This window comes from Haemophilus parainfluenzae (genome assembly GCF_900450995.1).
GTDB lineage: Bacteria > Pseudomonadota > Gammaproteobacteria > Enterobacterales > Pasteurellaceae > Haemophilus_D > Haemophilus_D parainfluenzae_O.
Window position 1 is genome coordinate 2120037 of the sequence record NZ_UGHY01000002.1, and the last position, 16275, is coordinate 2136311.

Annotated in this window: 18 protein-coding genes and 1 pseudogene; 8 read left to right on the forward strand and 11 right to left on the reverse strand. The window is 38.7% G+C overall.

The annotated features are described in order from the left end of the window. Positions 1-23: 23 nt before the first annotated feature. The 9 genes from nth to DX522_RS10760 all read right to left on the reverse strand — a co-directional run bounded on the left by nth (position 24) and on the right by DX522_RS10760 (position 9537). The gene (nth, locus tag DX522_RS10720; protein ID WP_005696036.1) at positions 24-659 is read right to left on the reverse strand and encodes an endonuclease III; all 636 of its coding nucleotides are present in this window, start codon (positions 657-659) and stop codon (positions 24-26) included. Then, positions 656-1366 carry an electron transport complex subunit E gene (locus DX522_RS10725; RefSeq protein ID WP_115180785.1) on the reverse strand — a complete coding sequence of 237 codons (711 nt, stop codon included), beginning with the start codon at positions 1364-1366 and terminating at the stop codon, positions 656-658. The genes nth and DX522_RS10725 overlap by 4 nt, the downstream gene beginning before the upstream one ends. Positions 1367-1376: 10 nt before the next feature. Next, on the reverse strand, positions 1377-2003 hold the full coding sequence (gene rsxG / locus DX522_RS10730) for an electron transport complex subunit RsxG (RefSeq protein ID WP_115180786.1): 627 nt from the start codon (positions 2001-2003) through the stop codon (positions 1377-1379). Then, on the reverse strand, positions 2003-3085 hold the full coding sequence (gene rsxD / locus DX522_RS10735) for an electron transport complex subunit RsxD (RefSeq protein WP_115180787.1): 1083 nt from the start codon (positions 3083-3085) through the stop codon (positions 2003-2005). Before rsxD ends, rsxG begins: the two co-directional genes overlap by 1 nt. A gap of 14 nt (positions 3086-3099) precedes the next feature. Continuing rightward, entirely contained in the window at positions 3100-5295 is a 2196-nt protein-coding gene (rsxC, locus tag DX522_RS10740; protein WP_115180788.1) for an electron transport complex subunit RsxC, read from the reverse strand. After that, positions 5288-5881, reverse strand: a complete 594-nt coding sequence (gene rsxB / locus DX522_RS10745; protein WP_065243252.1) for an electron transport complex subunit RsxB — start codon at positions 5879-5881, stop codon at positions 5288-5290. Before rsxB ends, rsxC begins: the two co-directional genes overlap by 8 nt. A 70-nt stretch (positions 5882-5951) precedes the next feature. Further along, positions 5952-6530 carry an electron transport complex subunit RsxA gene (gene rsxA, locus DX522_RS10750; protein WP_049363585.1) on the reverse strand — a complete coding sequence of 193 codons (579 nt, stop codon included), beginning with the start codon at positions 6528-6530 and terminating at the stop codon, positions 5952-5954. A 101-nt stretch (positions 6531-6631) separates the two neighbouring features. Continuing rightward, the gene (gene yccS, locus DX522_RS10755) at positions 6632-8785 is read right to left on the reverse strand and encodes a YccS family putative transporter (protein WP_115180789.1); all 2154 of its coding nucleotides are present in this window, start codon (positions 8783-8785) and stop codon (positions 6632-6634) included. 95 nt (positions 8786-8880) lie between these two features. Next, entirely contained in the window at positions 8881-9537 is a 657-nt protein-coding gene (locus tag DX522_RS10760) for a curli polymerization inhibitor CsgI-related protein (RefSeq protein ID WP_115180790.1), read from the reverse strand. 120 nt (positions 9538-9657) lie between these two features. On the opposite strand from DX522_RS10760, the gene DX522_RS10765 reads away from it, so the two are divergent. The 5 genes from DX522_RS10765 (at position 9658) to cspD (ending at position 11568) form a co-directional block, all read left to right on the forward strand. After that, entirely contained in the window at positions 9658-9927 is a 270-nt protein-coding gene (locus DX522_RS10765) for an acylphosphatase (RefSeq protein ID WP_115180791.1), read from the forward strand. A 70-nt stretch (positions 9928-9997) separates the two neighbouring features. Then, positions 9998-10318 carry a YqcC family protein gene (locus DX522_RS10770; RefSeq protein ID WP_115180792.1) on the forward strand — a complete coding sequence of 107 codons (321 nt, stop codon included), beginning with the start codon at positions 9998-10000 and terminating at the stop codon, positions 10316-10318. Continuing rightward, the gene (truC, locus tag DX522_RS10775) at positions 10319-11035 is read left to right on the forward strand and encodes a tRNA pseudouridine(65) synthase TruC (protein ID WP_115180793.1); all 717 of its coding nucleotides are present in this window, start codon (positions 10319-10321) and stop codon (positions 11033-11035) included. A gap of 12 nt (positions 11036-11047) precedes the next feature. Further along, positions 11048-11212: a YoaH family protein gene (locus DX522_RS10780; RefSeq protein WP_049363599.1), complete on the forward strand. Its 165-nt coding sequence runs from the start codon at positions 11048-11050 to the stop codon at positions 11210-11212. Between the two features lie 146 nt (positions 11213-11358). Continuing rightward, positions 11359-11568: a cold shock domain-containing protein CspD gene (cspD, locus tag DX522_RS10785; RefSeq protein ID WP_005696050.1), complete on the forward strand. Its 210-nt coding sequence runs from the start codon at positions 11359-11361 to the stop codon at positions 11566-11568. 80 nt (positions 11569-11648) lie between these two features. Here the strand turns inward: cspD and matP are convergent, their stop codons facing one another. After that, positions 11649-12098: a macrodomain Ter protein MatP gene (gene matP / locus DX522_RS10790; protein WP_049363602.1), complete on the reverse strand. Its 450-nt coding sequence runs from the start codon at positions 12096-12098 to the stop codon at positions 11649-11651. A gap of 102 nt (positions 12099-12200) precedes the next feature. Here matP and DX522_RS10795 point away from each other — a divergent pair. Then, positions 12201-14002: pseudogene (locus DX522_RS10795) on the forward strand (AAA family ATPase). 168 nt (positions 14003-14170) lie between these two features. Next, positions 14171-14704 carry a bifunctional 3-hydroxydecanoyl-ACP dehydratase/trans-2-decenoyl-ACP isomerase gene (fabA, locus tag DX522_RS10800; protein WP_115180794.1) on the forward strand — a complete coding sequence of 178 codons (534 nt, stop codon included), beginning with the start codon at positions 14171-14173 and terminating at the stop codon, positions 14702-14704. 58 nt (positions 14705-14762) lie between these two features. Here fabA and ybaK read toward each other — a convergent pair whose 3' ends face one another. Further along, positions 14763-15242, reverse strand: a complete 480-nt coding sequence (gene ybaK / locus DX522_RS10805; protein ID WP_115180795.1) for a Cys-tRNA(Pro) deacylase — start codon at positions 15240-15242, stop codon at positions 14763-14765. A 76-nt stretch (positions 15243-15318) separates the two neighbouring features. On the opposite strand from ybaK, the gene DX522_RS10810 reads away from it, so the two are divergent. Next, on the forward strand, positions 15319-16272 hold the full coding sequence (locus DX522_RS10810) for an oxidoreductase (RefSeq protein WP_115180796.1): 954 nt from the start codon (positions 15319-15321) through the stop codon (positions 16270-16272). Positions 16273-16275: the final 3 nt, after the last annotated feature.

Genomic DNA, 16275 nt, shown 5'->3' on the forward strand with positions numbered 1-16275 from the left:
ATATTCCGTTTGATTTTATTCGTTTAATATTCTGTTTTTTCTTTGTATTCGCAGAGATCTTCAATAATGCAAGCACCGCAGCGAGGTTTTCGTGCGGTACAAGTATAGCGCCCGTGTAAAATAAGCCAGTGGTGTACATCCACTTTAAATTCTTTAGGCACAACTTTGAGCAGTTTTTCTTCTACTTTTACCACATCTTTACCAGGGGCAAAATTCGTGCGGTTGCATACGCGAAAAATATGGGTATCCACTGCAATAGTCGGGTGGCCGAAAGCGGTATTTAATACCACATTCGCTGTTTTTCTACCAACACCCGCAAGGGCTTCTAAGGCTTCACGACTTTCAGGTACTTCGCCGTTGTGTTTCTCAACTAAATCACGGCAGGTTTTAATAATATTTTCTGCTTTGCTGTTATAAAGCCCGATGGTTTTAATGTATTCTTTTAACCCCTCTAAGCCAAGATCTAAAATGGCTTGTGGAGTATTTGCTACAGGGAATAATTTTGCCGTCGCTTTATTGACACCTTTATCGGTGGCTTGGGCCGATAAGATCACAGCGATGAGTAATTCGAAAGGCGAATTATACTCTAATTCCGTGGTGGGATGCGGGTTTTGCTCCCTAAGTCGAGTGAGAATTTCAATTCGTTTAGCTTGGTTCATTTTTTCATATCAATTCGGTTTTTAATTGCTAATAGAATGCCTAATCCAATAAATGCACCTGGCGGAAGAATAAAGAGTAAAAAGCTACTGTCAGCGTGATAAATATGTAATGTAAGGAATTTCGCACCTTGACCAAATAAGTTTTCAATCCCTTCGAAAAGGGTACCTTGGCCTAAGATTTCACGTAATGCACCTAATACGGTGATACTTAATGCCATGCCTAATCCCATTGAAAAACCATCCCAGGCAGCATGTGCTACACTATTTTTAGAGGCATAGGCTTCTGCACGACCGATGACGATACAGTTAGTTACGATTAAAGGAATAAAAATCCCGAGTGCTTGATAGAGTGTATAGGTATAAGCATTCATTAATAATTGCACCACCGTTACGGTAGTCGCAATAATCATCACATAAATCGGAATACGGATTTCATGAGGAATTTGCTTACGAAAGAGCGAAACAACTGTATTGGTGCAAGTTAAAACCAACATCGTCGCAAGCCCTAAACCTAAGGCATTTGTTGCCGTACTCGAAACAGCTAAGAGCGGACAGAGTCCTAATAATTGCACGAGAGTTGAGTTGTTTTTCCACACGCCCTGAATAAAGATTTCTTTCCAAACAGAAGGCGTTTGAGTTATTTCTTCTGAATTTTTAAGCGCACTTTGCTTATCAAGTGCGGTCGTTTTTTCGGTTAAATCAGTCATAATAAATATCCTATTGCGCGTATTTTTTTGCCATCTCGTTGAGTAATGCTTCATTTTCAAGCATCACGAGAGCAGAGCGTTTTACTTGATTCACAATCGCGCGCGGCGTAATGGTTGCTCCGGAAAATTGATCAAATTTACCGCCATCTTTTTTGACCGCCCAATCTTTTAGGCTTTCCGGTACGATAACTTGGTTTGTAAAACTTAAAATCCAATCAGAAATACGAAGTTCGATTTTATCGCCTAATCCAGGGGTTTCATGATGCTCAATGACACGCACACCTAAAACTTCACCTTTTGGTGTAATTCCCACTAATAAACGGATATTTCCCGAATAGCCATCAGGTGCTGTCGTTTCATAAGCATAGGCTGTTGGCTTATGATCTTTGATCGCAAAATAGACTTTTTGAACACCTTTGAGTTTATCTTGCTCAGGTATTTCAACGCTTTCAAGCAAGTTATTATTGAAATACGCTTGAGGGATGACTTGAAGCAATAATGCTTTTTGTTGTTCAGCCATGGCTTTATCAATTTTATCTTTTGTTAGCATATAAATGCCCGCAGAAACTGCTGTACAAAGCAATGCGATGAAACCTAATAAAAGACCAAAACGGGAGGTGACTTTTAAAATACCCATTATTTTCTCCCTTTTGCAAAGTGCCCAGCTACGCGAGGACGGGTGTAGTAGTCGATAAGTGGCACACAAATATTACTTAATAAAATCGCAAATGCCACGCCGTCAGGGTAGTTTCCAAAGTAACGAATGAGATAAACCAATAGTCCAACCAAAGTACCAAATACAAGCTTACCACGAGGTGTAATAGAAGCTGTGACAGGGTCAGTCGCAATAAAGAACGCGCCAAACATCATGGCGCCGCTAAAGAGTTGGCTAATCATACTTAAATGATGATGGCCTGACATCGCAGTGATTGTTGCTAAGGTCACAAAGGTCACGAGCATTGAAACGGGAATTTGCCAGTGAATCTTTTTCTTTAAGATTAATACAATTCCACCAAGCATAAAGGCAAGATTAACCTGCCACCAACCTTCAGCAAAGTCAGTCCCGTTTTGTAATAAAATCGGTAATTTTACAAAATCATGGAATACGCTTTCATCGCCTTGATGTAAGTTATAGAAGATTTTAGCACTGTCTAATGGTGTCGCTTGTGTAATTCCATCAATAGAATGGACGAGTTGGCTTAAGCTAAAACCGTCAGTGGTTAAGCCTGTGAAAATTAAAGAAAGCGAATCCGAAAATGTTGGGGGTTCATTTAATAATGAAATAGGCGGCATCCAACTTGTCATTTGTAGAGGGAAAGAAATCAATAGCACCACATAACCCACCATAGCCGGATTAAACGGGTTTTGTCCTAAACCACCATAAACATGTTTACCTAGAATAACAGCAGAAAGCGTACCAATTAAAATTACCCAATAAGGTGCATAAGGCGGAGTCGCCATCGCTAAAATTAAGGCAGTAAGCACCACACTAAAATCTGAAATATAGATCAGGTTTGGCTTATTACGCAATTTGGTCACAATAAACTCAAGCAATAATGCGAAAGAAATAGCCAAGGCGGATTGCACCAAAACACCCATTCCAAAATAATAAATTTGTGTGAGCAGAGCAGGCAACATGGCTGCAATCACCCATAACATAATACGGGCGGTTAATTTGCCTGAATGGGTATGAGGCGAACTCACCATTTTCTTAAACATAATCTTTTCCTGCGTTATTTTGTTTCTTTGGCAGCTTCAGCCGCCGCTTTTTTTGCTTTAGCTCTTGCTATGGCTGCTGCGATAGCGGCTTTTTTCGGATCAAGTGCGGTTGGCTTTTCATCTGTTTTTTCTACCGTACTTTCAGTTGCATTTATCACAACAGTTTCACCTTGAACGGCAGCTTTCTTAGCTTTAGCTCTCGCAATAGCTGCAGCTACAGCGGCTTTTTTCGGATCAAGTGCGGTTGAATTTTCATCTGTTTTTTTGACCGCACTTTCAATTTCATTTGTTGTAACTGCTTCATTTTGAGGGGCAGCTTTCTTAGCTTTGGCTCTCGCAATGGCCGCGGCTACTGCAGCTTTTTTCGGATCAAGTGCGGTTGGATTTTCATCTGTTTTTTCTACCGCGCTTTCAGTTGCATTTGTCGCAACTGTTTCACCTTGAGCGGCTGTTTTTTTCGCTTTTGCTCTTGCTAGAGCTGCAGCAACCGCTGCTTTCTTCGCCTCTTTTTCGTTAGTTTGTGACGTTGTTGCATTTGTAACAGTATTTGTATCTGCTTGTGCTTGTTGTTTAGCAAGACGCCGGGCTTTACGTTGCTCCATGAGCTCATGGTTATCCGGTAAGATTTCACCTTTCTCAGATACAATAGTTTTTGTTTCTTTATTTGCTGCTGAACCCGCTTGTTTTGCTTTTAAGCGTTCTAATGCCGCTTTAACCGGGTCTTCACCTTTTTGTTTTGCAAGCTCTTCACGGCGAACTTCTGCCGCACGTTGTGAACGCGCTTTACGTTCTTGCTCTTCGCGTTCCATACGAGCTTGTTTGGCTTCAAAACGGATTTTAGCTTCTTCAGCTTTTTTCGCTTTTTCTTTAATTTCCCAAATTTTAGCTTTTTCTTGTCGGAAATATTGAATAAGCGGAATATGGCTTGGGCAAACATAAGCACACACACCACATTCAATACAATCTTTTAAGCTGTATTCTTCAGATTTTTGATGATCTTCACTGCGAGCATACCAATAAAGTTGCTGTGGCATTAAATTAACAGGGCAAGCATCAGAACAAGCAGAGCAGCGGATACAAGATTGCTCTGGTTCTGGTTCACCATATTCAAAATGATCCGGCGCCAACAAGCAGTTAATCAATTTTGTGACAGGAGCGTTAAGATTGGAAAGTTGCAATCCCATCATTGGTCCGCCTGCGAAAACAGGGAAGCGTTCATCATATTGATAGCCAACTTGTGCCAATAAGTGGTCAACTGGTGTACCTAAGCGAACCCAGTAGTTGCCTTTCTCGGAAATTTTATCACCAGTCAGCGTGACGACACGCTCAATTAACGGTTCATCATTAATGACCGCTCTTTTTATCGCAAAAGCCGTGCCGACATTATGCATTAATACGCCAATATCGTAAGAGCGTCCACCGCTTGGCACTTCCATACCTGTAAGTAAATAAATCAGTTGTTTGGCTGCGCCTGATGGATATTTAGTCGGAATAACGCGCAATTCAATGTCATTTGCACCATGTAGTGATTGTTGAATAGCCTGAATCGCTTCAGGTTTATTGTCTTCAACTGCAATCACCACTTTTTCAGGGCGTAAGATATAACGTAAGATGCGAATCCCTTCGATCATTTCATCGGTGTAATCACGCATTAAGCGGTCATCACAGGTAATATAGGGTTCACATTCTGCGCCGTTAATAATTAAGAGTTTAACTTTCTTTTCTGCCGATTGGATTTTAGCAGCAGTTGGGAATACCGCACCACCTAAGCCGGCAATGCCAGCTTGGTAAATACGATCAATAAGTTGCTCTACCGGTTGTGTAAAAAATTCTTCAAGTGGAAATTGCTCACGCCATTTATCTAAACCATCTGCTTGAATATGAATCATATCTTCGGTTAAACCAGAAGGATGAGGCGCAACATGTTTTCCGATAAATTTTACAGTACCAGAAGTCGGCGCATGAACAGGCAAGGTTCTTAAGCCATCGCCTTGCGTTAAAGGTTGGCCTTTTAGGACATAATCGCCTTCTTTAACTAATACATCTCCTGCGGTGCCGGCATGTTGTTTAACCAGCACATAAAAATCATGAGCAAGTTCTGATTGCTGAATAGGGGATTGGTTTGACTGAGATTTCATTTCCGGAGGATGAATCCCACCTTTAAAATCCCAAATTTTGCCGGAGTTAAATCTTGTTAATATATCAGCCATGTGATTCCGACTCCCCAACCACTAATTTTTTCTCTATTTCTGTGGTATTTACAACCGGAATGACTAATTTAGGATCAAACTTCCAGTTCCAATTATCAATATCTTTTTTCACTTTAATCATGGATATGCAATCTGTTGGGCAAGGTGCAACACAAAGTTCACAGCCAGTACAGAGATCAGGAATAATAGTATGCATGGCTTTGTTTGTGCCGATAATGGCATCAACAGGGCAAGCTTGAATACATTTGGTACAGCCAATACACATATTTTCATCAATAAAGGCAACCATTTCTTCTGGTTCAGCGACATCATCCATTGCAGGTACATCAACGCCCATGATTTCGGCAATTTTTACTACCGTAGGACGACCGCCTGGCACACATTTTGTGATAACGTCACCATTGGCAATTGCTTCTGCATAAGGTTTGCAGCCAGGATAGCCGCATTGCCCACATTGGCTTTGCGGTAAGATAGCATCAATTTTTTCGACGATAGGATCGGCTTCAACTTTTAATTTAATCGAAGCAAAGCCTAAAATCGCACCAAAAATTAAAGCGAGAACGGTTACTGAAATTAAGATAAACATTATTTTTTAGCGTTATTCCAAAATAATCCGAGAAAAATCACTGTTACAGTAATAAACATCAAGAGATAAATCATTTTACTAATCCGGCGAAGCCCATAAAGGCGAGAGACATCAAACCGGCCGTAATTAATGCGATAGACGAGCCACGAAACGTAATAGGTACATCTGCGGCAACAAGGCGTTCACGCAATGCTGCAAATAAAACTAAAACCAGCGCAAAACCTAAAGAGGCGCCAAAACCATAAATGACAGATTCGGTTAAATTGTGTGCCAAATTGACATTTAATAATGCCACACCGAGAACTGCACAGTTTGTGGTAATCAGTGGCAAGAAAATCCCTAATAAGCGATAAAGTGATGGACTCGTTTTATTGATCACCATTTCAGTAAATTGAACCACAACGGCAATCACTAAAATGAAGACTAACGTGCGCAAAAATGTGGCATTCAGCGGCATTAAAATATAATTATCGACTAAATAAGAACACAATGATGCCACGGTTAATACGAATGTCGTAGCAAGCCCCATACCAATTGCTGTTTCAATCTTTTTGGACACACCCATAAATGGACAAAGTCCTAAGAATTTGACCAAAACGAAGTTATTGATTAATGCAGTACTGATAACGAGTAGAATATAATGTGTCATTGCGTCTAAATTTATTTTATATAAGTGGCGTATTATCCCTGTTTATCGTCTGGAGAACAATAAAAAATTCGGGGTAGTGCGGTCAGTTTTTCCTTTGTTTTTTATTTGTTCATTGGTTCTACCTGGCTATGTTGGAAATAGCGATATAGCAGAGGTAGCAATTGAGAAATCAAATTAAGTTGCTGGTATGGCAATGCAAAGACCGCATTGTTTTTGGCTTGGGTTTCATCCCACTGAATTTTTTTAAGGCTTTGTTCAATACTATTTTTGAGCTTTTCAAAAATTTCAGGACGAAGTTTTTCGATATTTTCCAGTGTATATAAAACCTTTTTCGCAACAGGATAAAAGTTTGACAAAAACTCGGTAGTTTGTTGTAATTGCCCCATTTTATTGCGATATGCCCCTAAAGCAGAAATATAGCTTAATAGGGAATAATTCATTTTTAACAAGTCAAAACCTTCCTGCAAATAGGCCTGATATTTCTTCGGCTCATTATTCATATTGGAAAGCGTTGTGCTTAATGCTGCCGCATATTGATGAGCGTTACGGCGTGCAATACGGTATTTTAAATTATCGCTTTTACCAAATTGCAGTTGGCTAATAATGTGTAAGAAATATTGCGCATCACTTTGAATGGCTTGACGGCTCACTTTATCGAGTTGGAGATATTTCCAATCCGGCCATAGATAAGAAACCGCAAACCATGCAATGGCTGAACCTAAGACTGTATCAATGAGGCGAGGGAAGAGCGCCGATTGTGTGTCAAATCCCATCACATCGAAACTGATCAATACCTGTAAGGTAATAAAGAACGTTGAGAAACTGTAATTATTACTGCGGAAGAAGAAAAACAGCGTACTGGTCACCACCATTAAGCCAAGTTTCATCTCTAATGTTGGGTTGAGATATGGCAATAAGGAGCCAATAATTACCCCTAAAATCGTCCCAATAATACGCTGACGTAACCGCACTTTGGTTGCGGAATAGTTTGGTTGACAAACAAAGACCGCTGTAAGCAAAATCCAGTAACCCAAATTAAATTGGAAAAATTCAACAATAGCACAACACAAGAATACCACGATAGACAAACGTACAGCATGGCGGAAAAGTGGTGACTCAAAAGTGAAATTACTTCCAATAACAGACAGAATATTTTTTAATCCCGTAATTTGTTCGGTATGAATTTGTGCAGTTTGCTCATTTTCAGTGGTTTCTTGCTCAAGCTGACGTAACTGCCAGTTAATGCTTTGTAGGTTATCGATAAGTGTTTGAAGGGCAAGTAAAACATTGTTTTGATTGGTATGTTCTTTGCTATAAAGCTCAAGGGATTGAATCGTGCCCATCAAGGCTTTTTCTACACGAATATTATAGTGATAAGGCGTATTTTGACGCAGACAAGCCGTAATATCATGGCAGGCTTGCGCTTGTAATTCGAGCAAGCGCTGAATGCGAAAAATTAAATCTGTATTTTTGAGTTGTTCCGCAATTTGTTGATAATCAAAATGTGTGGAATTCGCACGTTCATGAATGTCTTGCGCCGCAAAATAATAGCGAATCATACGTTGTGTTCGAGCATGTCGATGTTGCCCTCGAATGCGATAGAAAAGTGCTGTTCTTGCTTGATTAAAGGCATCCACCACATTGGTATTTTTCATCGCGAAATTGAGGTGTTTTTTCTCGATTTCATCAATTTCATCAGGATCAAAAAATTCTGATTTGGCATCTAAATAATTACCTAATGCACAAAAAGCTTTCGCGACACTTTCTTGTACAGGACGGTTAGGGAAAAAAAGGTAAACGATGATGGTCACAATACTGTAGAGCAAAGTGCCTAATAAAATCATTACCGGATTAATAAACCAACTTGCAGAATTATCCGGTGTATAAGTGAGAGTGGTATAAATGGCTACCACCAGCGTACCAAATGCAATAGTGCGATAACGTTCACCTACAGCGCCAACCATCGTAAATAAAAAGGTGATGATGGTCATCAACAATACATATTGGATAGGTTGACCAATATTAAGCTGAACGATGAAAGTTGAAATAGAAAAGGCAATTAATGTGTAAAAGATATTTTTTAATCGTCCAGTCAGACGATTATCTAGATCCACTAAACCGCCTGCAATAATACCCAAAATTAGAGGCATGGATTGCGTGGAAATATCAAAAAACCAGACGCCAAACGCTGCAATATTCACTGCAATAAAAATAGGTATTGAAGCGATTACTTTTGCATTAAGCCATTGGTTCATGTTGATATCCTTGCTTATTGTGTGACTAAAAATTGGATGATAAAAAAGTGAGCGGGAAGGCTCACTTCTTTATCAAAGTGCGGCTAAAAAAACGATTATTTTTGTTTTTTCGCCCAGTTTAAGAAACGAGTTTGGGTTTCTTTATCGGCTTGTTGGAACCAGTATTGTAATTGTTGTTCAGCAACATTTTCACCTTGTACAACCACTTTGCCTTTCGCTGCTTTTCCTGACGCAGCAGGCATCATACCAACTGCAGGTGCTGCTAGAGCAGAAACCGCCGCAGGCGCATTTGATGCATTATACTCAGCAAGATCATTAACAATATTTGCTGATGGGAATAAACCTTCTTGTTTTAAGGTATCCACTTTAGCATCAATCACATTACCTGATTTTGTTTTAACAGTAATTTGTGGTTGAGCATTAAATTTTTCACCATCTTCTTGAGAGCGAATTTTTTCTGCAGATACGACAACATCATCAGCTGTACCTTTGAAGGTCACAATAACTGGATTTGACTCAAACAGTGCTTGGCTAGAACCTGTACCTAAGATCTCACCTAAACGTACTACGACTTGTTGTGTTTGTTCTGCTTCCGCATTGAATGATTTTTTTTCTTTTAGAAGGGATTTGCTGGCTTTTTGGCCGTTAATAGCAAGAAACTCAAGATTTGATGAGACGGTGACCATGCCAGCTAAGCTACTTGTACTGATAGCAAGCACGACAACACCTAAAGCAAACTTACATAATTTCATAATTACTCCTTTTATTTTTGAATGAAATTAGATGGTTGTAATGCTATGATAAATTTTAAAAAATGGGAATAGGAAAGTGCGGTTAATTTTTAAAAAGTTTTTGTAATAAAGGAGCAAATCATGGCAAAACGATTTGTCGTCTATGGTCGAGTTCAAGGTGTCGGGTTTCGCTATTTTACTTGGAAAGAAGCGGAGAGAATAGGTATTAAAGGCACCGTAAGAAATTGTGTGGATGGGAGCGTGGAAATCGTTGCCGAAGGCAATGACGACCAACTACAGGATTTTTATAATTGGTTAAAATTCGGTCCAAGAACCGCTAGTGTTGAACAAGTCTTAGAGGATAATATTGAAAATAAACGCTATCCTGACTTTTCTATTATTCACCGTTAAAACTGACCGCACTTTACAGCGTTACTTGATGTTCGTAGAATACGCCGCTTATTTATAAATAGGAAAAATTATGCGTAATCAAACAAAACTTCATCTTCAACAATTACAGCTTGCTATGCAAAAGCTTGATTTATGGCAAGTCACGCCTCCTGCACAAGAAGCTTTTTTAAGCCAAGAGCCTTTTGCTATTGATACCATGTCGCCAGAAGAGTGGTTGCAATGGATTTTCATCCCAAGAATGTTCGCCTTACTTGAAAGCGGGGCTGATTTGCCATCACAAATTGCAGTGTCGCCTTATTTAGAGGAGGCATTTAAAGAAACGGAAGAAGATTTTTTAGTGGAATTATTAACACCATTACGTGAATTAGAAGCCTTATTACAAAATCAATAAATGTTAGAAATTTTATATCAAGATGAATATCTTGTAGCCGTCAATAAGCCAGCAGGCATGTTGGTGCATCGTAGTTGGCTTGATACTCATGAAACGCAATTTGTGATGCAAACCTTGCGAGATCAAATCGGGCAGCATGTTTTTCCTATTCATCGATTAGATCGCCCTACATCAGGTGTATTACTATTTGCCTTAAATAGTGAAATAGCAAATTTAATGTGTCAGCAATTTGAACAGAAAACGGTGCAAAAATCTTATTTAGCGATTGTGCGAGGGTATTTGCAAGGCGAAGGACGGATTGATTATCCCCTTAAAATCCAATTAGATAAGATCGCGGATAAATTTGCGCAAGAAGATAAAGCGCCTCAAGAGGCGGTGACGGATTATGAAGGCTTAAAAATTGTGGAAATGTCTTATGCGGTAGGGCGTTATCAAACCGCGAGATATTCATTGGTGAGGTTAGTTCCTCAAACGGGCAGAAAACACCAGTTACGACGTCACATGAAGCATATCTTTCATCCTATTTTAGGTGATACACAATATGGTGATTTGCATCAAAATCGTGCTTTAACAGAATATTCTGGCTGTCAGCGTTTATTTTTACACTCAGATACACTTATTTTTGAACATCCTATTCATTTTACCAAAATAGAAATTAAGGCTGGTTTAGATGAACAATGGAAGCGTGTGATGGAATTATTTAATTGGTCAATTTAACGAGAAGAAATAATGTTAGATATTAATTTAACCCATGAACAACAACAAAAAGCAGTAGAACAAATTCAGGAATTAATGGCGCAAGGAATTAGTAGCGGTGAAGCCATTCAAATTGTGGCAAAAGCATTACGTGAAATTCATCAAAAAGATGATAAAGAGACTTCCGATAATAAATAAGTAAAAATTTTGTGATCAATGTATCATTTTTAAAGTTTCGTTGTTGCATAAAAAAATAAAATGTTTGAATATATTTCCAATTGAGGTGATAAGGCATGAGTCTTATTGTTTTTAAGTATTAAGGGCGAAGCCTATAGAGGTCTACTATGGAAATTGGTGTAGTAAAATGGTTTAACAACGCAAAAGGATTTGGGTTTATTTCTGCAGAAGGCGTGGATACAGACATTTTTGCACATTATTCAGCGATTGAAATGGATGGTTACCGTTCATTGAAAGCTGGGCAGCGTGTACAGTTTGAAGTGATTCACGGCGACAAAGGATCTCACGCCACAAAAATTATTCCGATTGCGGAATAGGCGAAACGCTAAAACGTTTCAAAATCTTCTCTATTTAGCATAATCAAAAGCCAAGGTTTCGACCTTGGCTTTTTTTCATCTTATTTATTGAGCAAATTTTTCAAACCAGCTTTCATTGCCGTCATTTGGCTTTCATATAATGCTTTGCTTTCACGTTCATCAATCATATAAGTGATAGTTTCAGAAAGTGTCATTTTCATTTTTCGCGAATATTTAGATAAACGAAGCCAAACACCATATTCTAAATCAATAGATTTTTTCTTCGTTGATTGTTTTTCTGCATTAAAAAAGCGTTTACGTCTTGCTCGGATAGCCTGATCAAGCTTAATGGGTAAATCAAGAGAGAGGTGATTTTTAATCCACTCTTCGATTTTTTCAGGATAATTCTGATATGCTATTAATTCTTGAACTTTACTTTCTTCTAAGCTTTTTTCTTCATAACGGGTAATTTTTTCTCCTTCGCGATGTTTGCGAATGAGATAAATCCATTTCCAGTTTGCTTCTTGGTTTTCTAATTTTTGGTATTTCATCGTTTTATTATACTTTTTAGTGACGTGGTAACCTCATAAATATACGCTCTTTAAACAAAATTTTCCAGTAGATTTTTATAACGGATTTTCACTCAGTGTGAAGTGTGCGATAATACCGCCAATTTAATTAAAGCGAGATATGTCGTGACTTCAATATCTTTGGAACAAGCCTTAAATTGGCAAGCCTTACAACCAGAATTATCGATTACTGAACTTTCAGCTGAAAAGGCTGATTTTTGGTCATTACAAAAACATGCCACAAAAGCAATTTCTTTATTTTTAAAACATCCGCGTCGCTCCCTATTGGTTTTAAAAGCCGATGATCAAGCAGAATATGCAGATTTATTAGCAGAATTTATTCGCCAAGAACAACCAAAAGAGCGGTCAATTTTTGGGGTAAATTATGTGGTTGAGCAGGGGATTCTTTTTCTTTCCCTCGTATTTATACTGAGCCAGCCCAATCTCTCGCTGATAATTTTGCTGCACAAGGTGATGTGCTGAAGGCATTACATGCCGATCAATTTAGCCTTTTTGGTAGTGTGCGTGTTCATCCAAGTTCGCAAGATATTTTACTTACACCTGGTTTAGTGCATCAAGTCAATGGGGGTGTTTTGATTTTAAGCGCAGCAACGATGCTAAGCCAATTTGATTTATGGCAACGCTTAAAACATATTTTACAAACGCAAACTTTTGATTGGTATTCAGCCCATCCATTTAAAACCTTGCCCTGTGATATTCCAAGTTATCCACTTAATTTAAAAGTGGTGATTTTAGGCAATCACACTGAAATTGCGACCTTAGGTGAGTTAGAAGAAGATCTTTACAGCTTGGCTGATTACGCAGAAATTGAAAGCTATTATTCTGTTGCACAACCTAAAGCACAAGAAAATTGGGCTAATTATGTGTTGGCATTAGCCTCAAAATATGAGCTCGATTTAGATTTAACCGCATTAAATAAACTCTATCAGTTATTGGTGCGTGAGAGTGAAGATCGCTTTTTAATTAACATTTCACCGTTAAAAATAACAGAAATGTTGCTTAATGCCGCGACGTTGTCACAAAAACAAACCTTAAGTGCGGTTGATTTTGAACAAGCTTTTAAACAAAAGAACGAACAGCACGGTTTTTTACGTGAACGTACTTATGCAGATATTCTCAATGAACAAATTTATGTGGAAACCAACGGTGAAATTGTTGGGCAAATAAATGGCTTGTCTGTGATTGAATATCCAGGCACCCCCGTTTGTTTCGGCGAACCTTCTCGTATCAGTTGTTTAGTGCAGTTTGGTGATGGTGAAGTCGTGGATGTGGAGCGTAAAAACGAATTAGCGGGCAACCTTCACGGAAAAGGCATGATGATTTCTGAAGCGTGCTTGGCTAGTATCTTAGAGTTGCCATCACAGTTACCATTTTCTGCTTCTTTAGTATTTGAACAGTCCTATGGAGAAATTGATGGTGACAGTGCGTCTCTAGCTATTTTCTCTGTATTAGTCAGCGCGTTATCCGATTTGCCATTGCCACAAAATATTGCGATTACCGGTACCATTGACCAATTTGGTTTGGTGCACGCAGTAGGTGGTGTGAATGATAAAATTGAAGGCTTTTTCACTATTTGCCAACGTCGTGGTTTGACGGGTAAACAAGGGGTGATTATTCCTGCCACAACAATTCAGCAATTAAGTTTATCTGATGAAGTGGTTGAGGCGGTGAAAAATGAGCAGTTCTTTATCTATCAAGTCGAAGATATTTATCAAACAGCTAAAATCCTATTTGACCGCGATTTATTAGAAGAGAAAGAAGAATATGCGAAGGGCAAAGAGCCTATTGCGCGTCTAATTCAAAATCGAATTGCTTTCCGTTCGGAAACGCCGAAAAAAAGCTGGTTAGATTTCTTTAAATCTTAATTTCTTAAAAGCGAACCTTATGTTCGCTTTTCTTTTATCTTAATTTCACTGACTGATCCGACAAGTTGAGCTAACAAGTGTTCGCAGTTTACATTTCTTATAAATCCCCATAGAATCCTTGCTTATTGGTTGTAACCAAGCAAAACTATATATACAAGGAAATAAAAAATGGAAAACACCTGTACACCAAACATTAAAAGCAGCTATACCTATGAAGATTTATTAGCTTCTGGTCGTGGTGAATTATTTGGTAAAGAAGGCCCGCAACTTCCAGCACCAACGATGTTGATGATGGATCGTATTGTAAAAATGACCGAAGACGGCGGTGTGTTTGGTAAAGGGTATATTGAAGCGGAATTAGATATTCATCCAGATTTACCGTTTTTCGGTTGCCACTTTATTGGTGACCCAGTTATGCCAGGCTGCTTAGGTTTAGATGCGATGTGGCAATTAGTCGGTTTCTTCCTTGGCTGGGTAGGCGGTAAAGGTAAAGGCCGTGCATTAGGCGTAGGTGAAGTGAAATTTACCGGACAAATCTTACCAACCGCGAAAAAAGTGGTTTACCGCATCAATATGAAACGCGTAATTAATCGCAAATTAGTGATGGGAATGGCTGATGGTGAAGTAGAAGTTGATGGTCGCGTTATCTACACCGCAACTGATTTAAAAGTTGGCTTATTCCAAGATACATCAAGTTTCTAATTTAAATAAACACAACATCATAAAAAAGATAGCCCGATTTATTCGGGCTTTTCTTTTTCTATTCTTCGTCAATAATATCGACAAATTCGGCATTCAGTAATTTAGCCAAATCTTGTGGGGCCAATTCGACGCTTAATCCGCGTTTACCACCGGAAACAAAAATCGTATCAAACTCAAGTGCGGTCGAATTTATCACTGTTTTTACACGTTTCTTTTGACCTAATGGACTAATGCCACCGACTAAATATCCCGTGCTTTTTTGTGCCGCATCTTTATCGGCCATTTCCACTTTTTTTACACCAATGGATTTTGCCGCTTTCTTTAAACTCAACATATTTGCTGTGGAAAGCACAAAACACGCTAATTTTTTCTGATCACCATTTTCAGTGACTAAAAGTGTTTTAAAGGATTGGTGCGGATCAAGCCCAAGTTTTTCAGCGGCTTCATCGCCAAAATGCGTATTGTTAGGGTCATGATCATAAGTATGGAGAGTAAAAGGAATTTTATTTTTCTTTAGTAAATCAATTGCTGGTGTCATCTGATTTCCTTATGTATTTATCAGTATTTTTTCTGTAGAATGAATCGGTTCAGAATATTTTACAGCGGAGAGAAAAATGGACGCAAGCCTAAATATTGCTATTGCAGCAGAATTTGATCTATGTGAAAAAATTGCCGAAGCCCTTGAACGAAGTGAGCTAGATGTAGGCAAGGTTTCAATTGTTGAAATTTATCCTTTTGAAGAAGAGCAAGCGGTACGTTTTCGCAATAAAGCGGTTGCTCAATTAGCCACTGATGAAATTGAGTGGAATAGCGTTAATTATCTTTTCTTCGCAGGCCAAATTGACCAAGCCTCCTTATTAGCTCAAGCCGCAGAAAGCGGCTGTGTGGTGATTGATTTAAAAGGGATTTGCTCTGCATTATCTGATGTCCCTGTTGTTGTCCCAACAATCAATGAAGAAAATCTGACTGAGTTAAGACAACGTAACATTGTGAGTTTGCCCGATCCGCAAGTGAGCCAATTAGCTTTATCTCTATTACCAATCGTTCAACAAATAAATTTAACTCAAGTTTTTGCAACGTCACTTTTACCGGCTTCTTATACGGATGGTGAAACCGTGAATAAACTTGCTGGACAAACTGCTCGTTTACTGAATGGTATGCCATTAGAAGAAGGTGAAACTCGTTTTGCCTTTGATGTGTTTCCACAACAAGCGGCTAATTTAAATCTACAATTACAAAAAATCTTCCCACAGTTAGACAATGTAATTTTCCACCAAATTCAAGTGCCTGTCTTCTACGGAATGGCACAAAAAGTGACCGCACTTTCAGATTATGAATTTGATTACCAGCCACAACAAAGCGAATTGGTTGAATTACACGATAGCCTTATTACACCTGTGATTAACGGTGAAAACGAAAATGGTGAAGAAAGCGTGAAATTACATATCAGCCAACAAAGTGCGGTTGAAAATGGTATCGAATTTTGGACGGTAGCTGATGAGCAACGTTTCAATATTGCCTTGTTAGGTGTGAAATTACTTGAGTCGATTTATCACCAAGGTTATTAATTT

Bases quoted from the DNA above. Each gene is read 5' to 3' on its own strand.
- nth (WP_005696036.1), bottom strand. From the start codon at position 659: ATGAACCAAGCTAAACGAATTGAAATTCTCACTCGACTTAGGGAGCAA.
- DX522_RS10725 (WP_115180785.1), bottom strand. From the start codon at position 1,366: ATGACTGATTTAACCGAAAAAACGACCGCACTTGATAAGCAAAGTGCG.
- rsxG (WP_115180786.1), bottom strand. From the start codon at position 2,003: ATGGGTATTTTAAAAGTCACCTCCCGTTTTGGTCTTTTATTAGGTTTC.
- rsxD (WP_115180787.1), bottom strand. From the start codon at position 3,085: ATGTTTAAGAAAATGGTGAGTTCGCCTCATACCCATTCAGGCAAATTA.
- rsxC (WP_115180788.1), bottom strand. From the start codon at position 5,295: ATGGCTGATATATTAACAAGATTTAACTCCGGCAAAATTTGGGATTTT.
- rsxB (WP_065243252.1), bottom strand. From the start codon at position 5,881: ATGTTTATCTTAATTTCAGTAACCGTTCTCGCTTTAATTTTTGGTGCG.
- rsxA (WP_049363585.1), bottom strand. From the start codon at position 6,530: ATGACACATTATATTCTACTCGTTATCAGTACTGCATTAATCAATAAC.
- yccS (WP_115180789.1), bottom strand. From the start codon at position 8,785: ATGAACCAATGGCTTAATGCAAAAGTAATCGCTTCAATACCTATTTTT.
- DX522_RS10760 (WP_115180790.1), bottom strand. From the start codon at position 9,537: ATGAAATTATGTAAGTTTGCTTTAGGTGTTGTCGTGCTTGCTATCAGT.
- DX522_RS10765 (WP_115180791.1), top strand. From the start codon at position 9,658: ATGGCAAAACGATTTGTCGTCTATGGTCGAGTTCAAGGTGTCGGGTTT.
- DX522_RS10770 (WP_115180792.1), top strand. From the start codon at position 9,998: ATGCGTAATCAAACAAAACTTCATCTTCAACAATTACAGCTTGCTATG.
- truC (WP_115180793.1), top strand. From the start codon at position 10,319: ATGTTAGAAATTTTATATCAAGATGAATATCTTGTAGCCGTCAATAAG.
- DX522_RS10780 (WP_049363599.1), top strand. From the start codon at position 11,048: ATGTTAGATATTAATTTAACCCATGAACAACAACAAAAAGCAGTAGAA.
- cspD (WP_005696050.1), top strand. From the start codon at position 11,359: ATGGAAATTGGTGTAGTAAAATGGTTTAACAACGCAAAAGGATTTGGG.
- matP (WP_049363602.1), bottom strand. From the start codon at position 12,098: ATGAAATACCAAAAATTAGAAAACCAAGAAGCAAACTGGAAATGGATT.
- fabA (WP_115180794.1), top strand. From the start codon at position 14,171: ATGGAAAACACCTGTACACCAAACATTAAAAGCAGCTATACCTATGAA.
- ybaK (WP_115180795.1), bottom strand. From the start codon at position 15,242: ATGACACCAGCAATTGATTTACTAAAGAAAAATAAAATTCCTTTTACT.
- DX522_RS10810 (WP_115180796.1), top strand. From the start codon at position 15,319: ATGGACGCAAGCCTAAATATTGCTATTGCAGCAGAATTTGATCTATGT.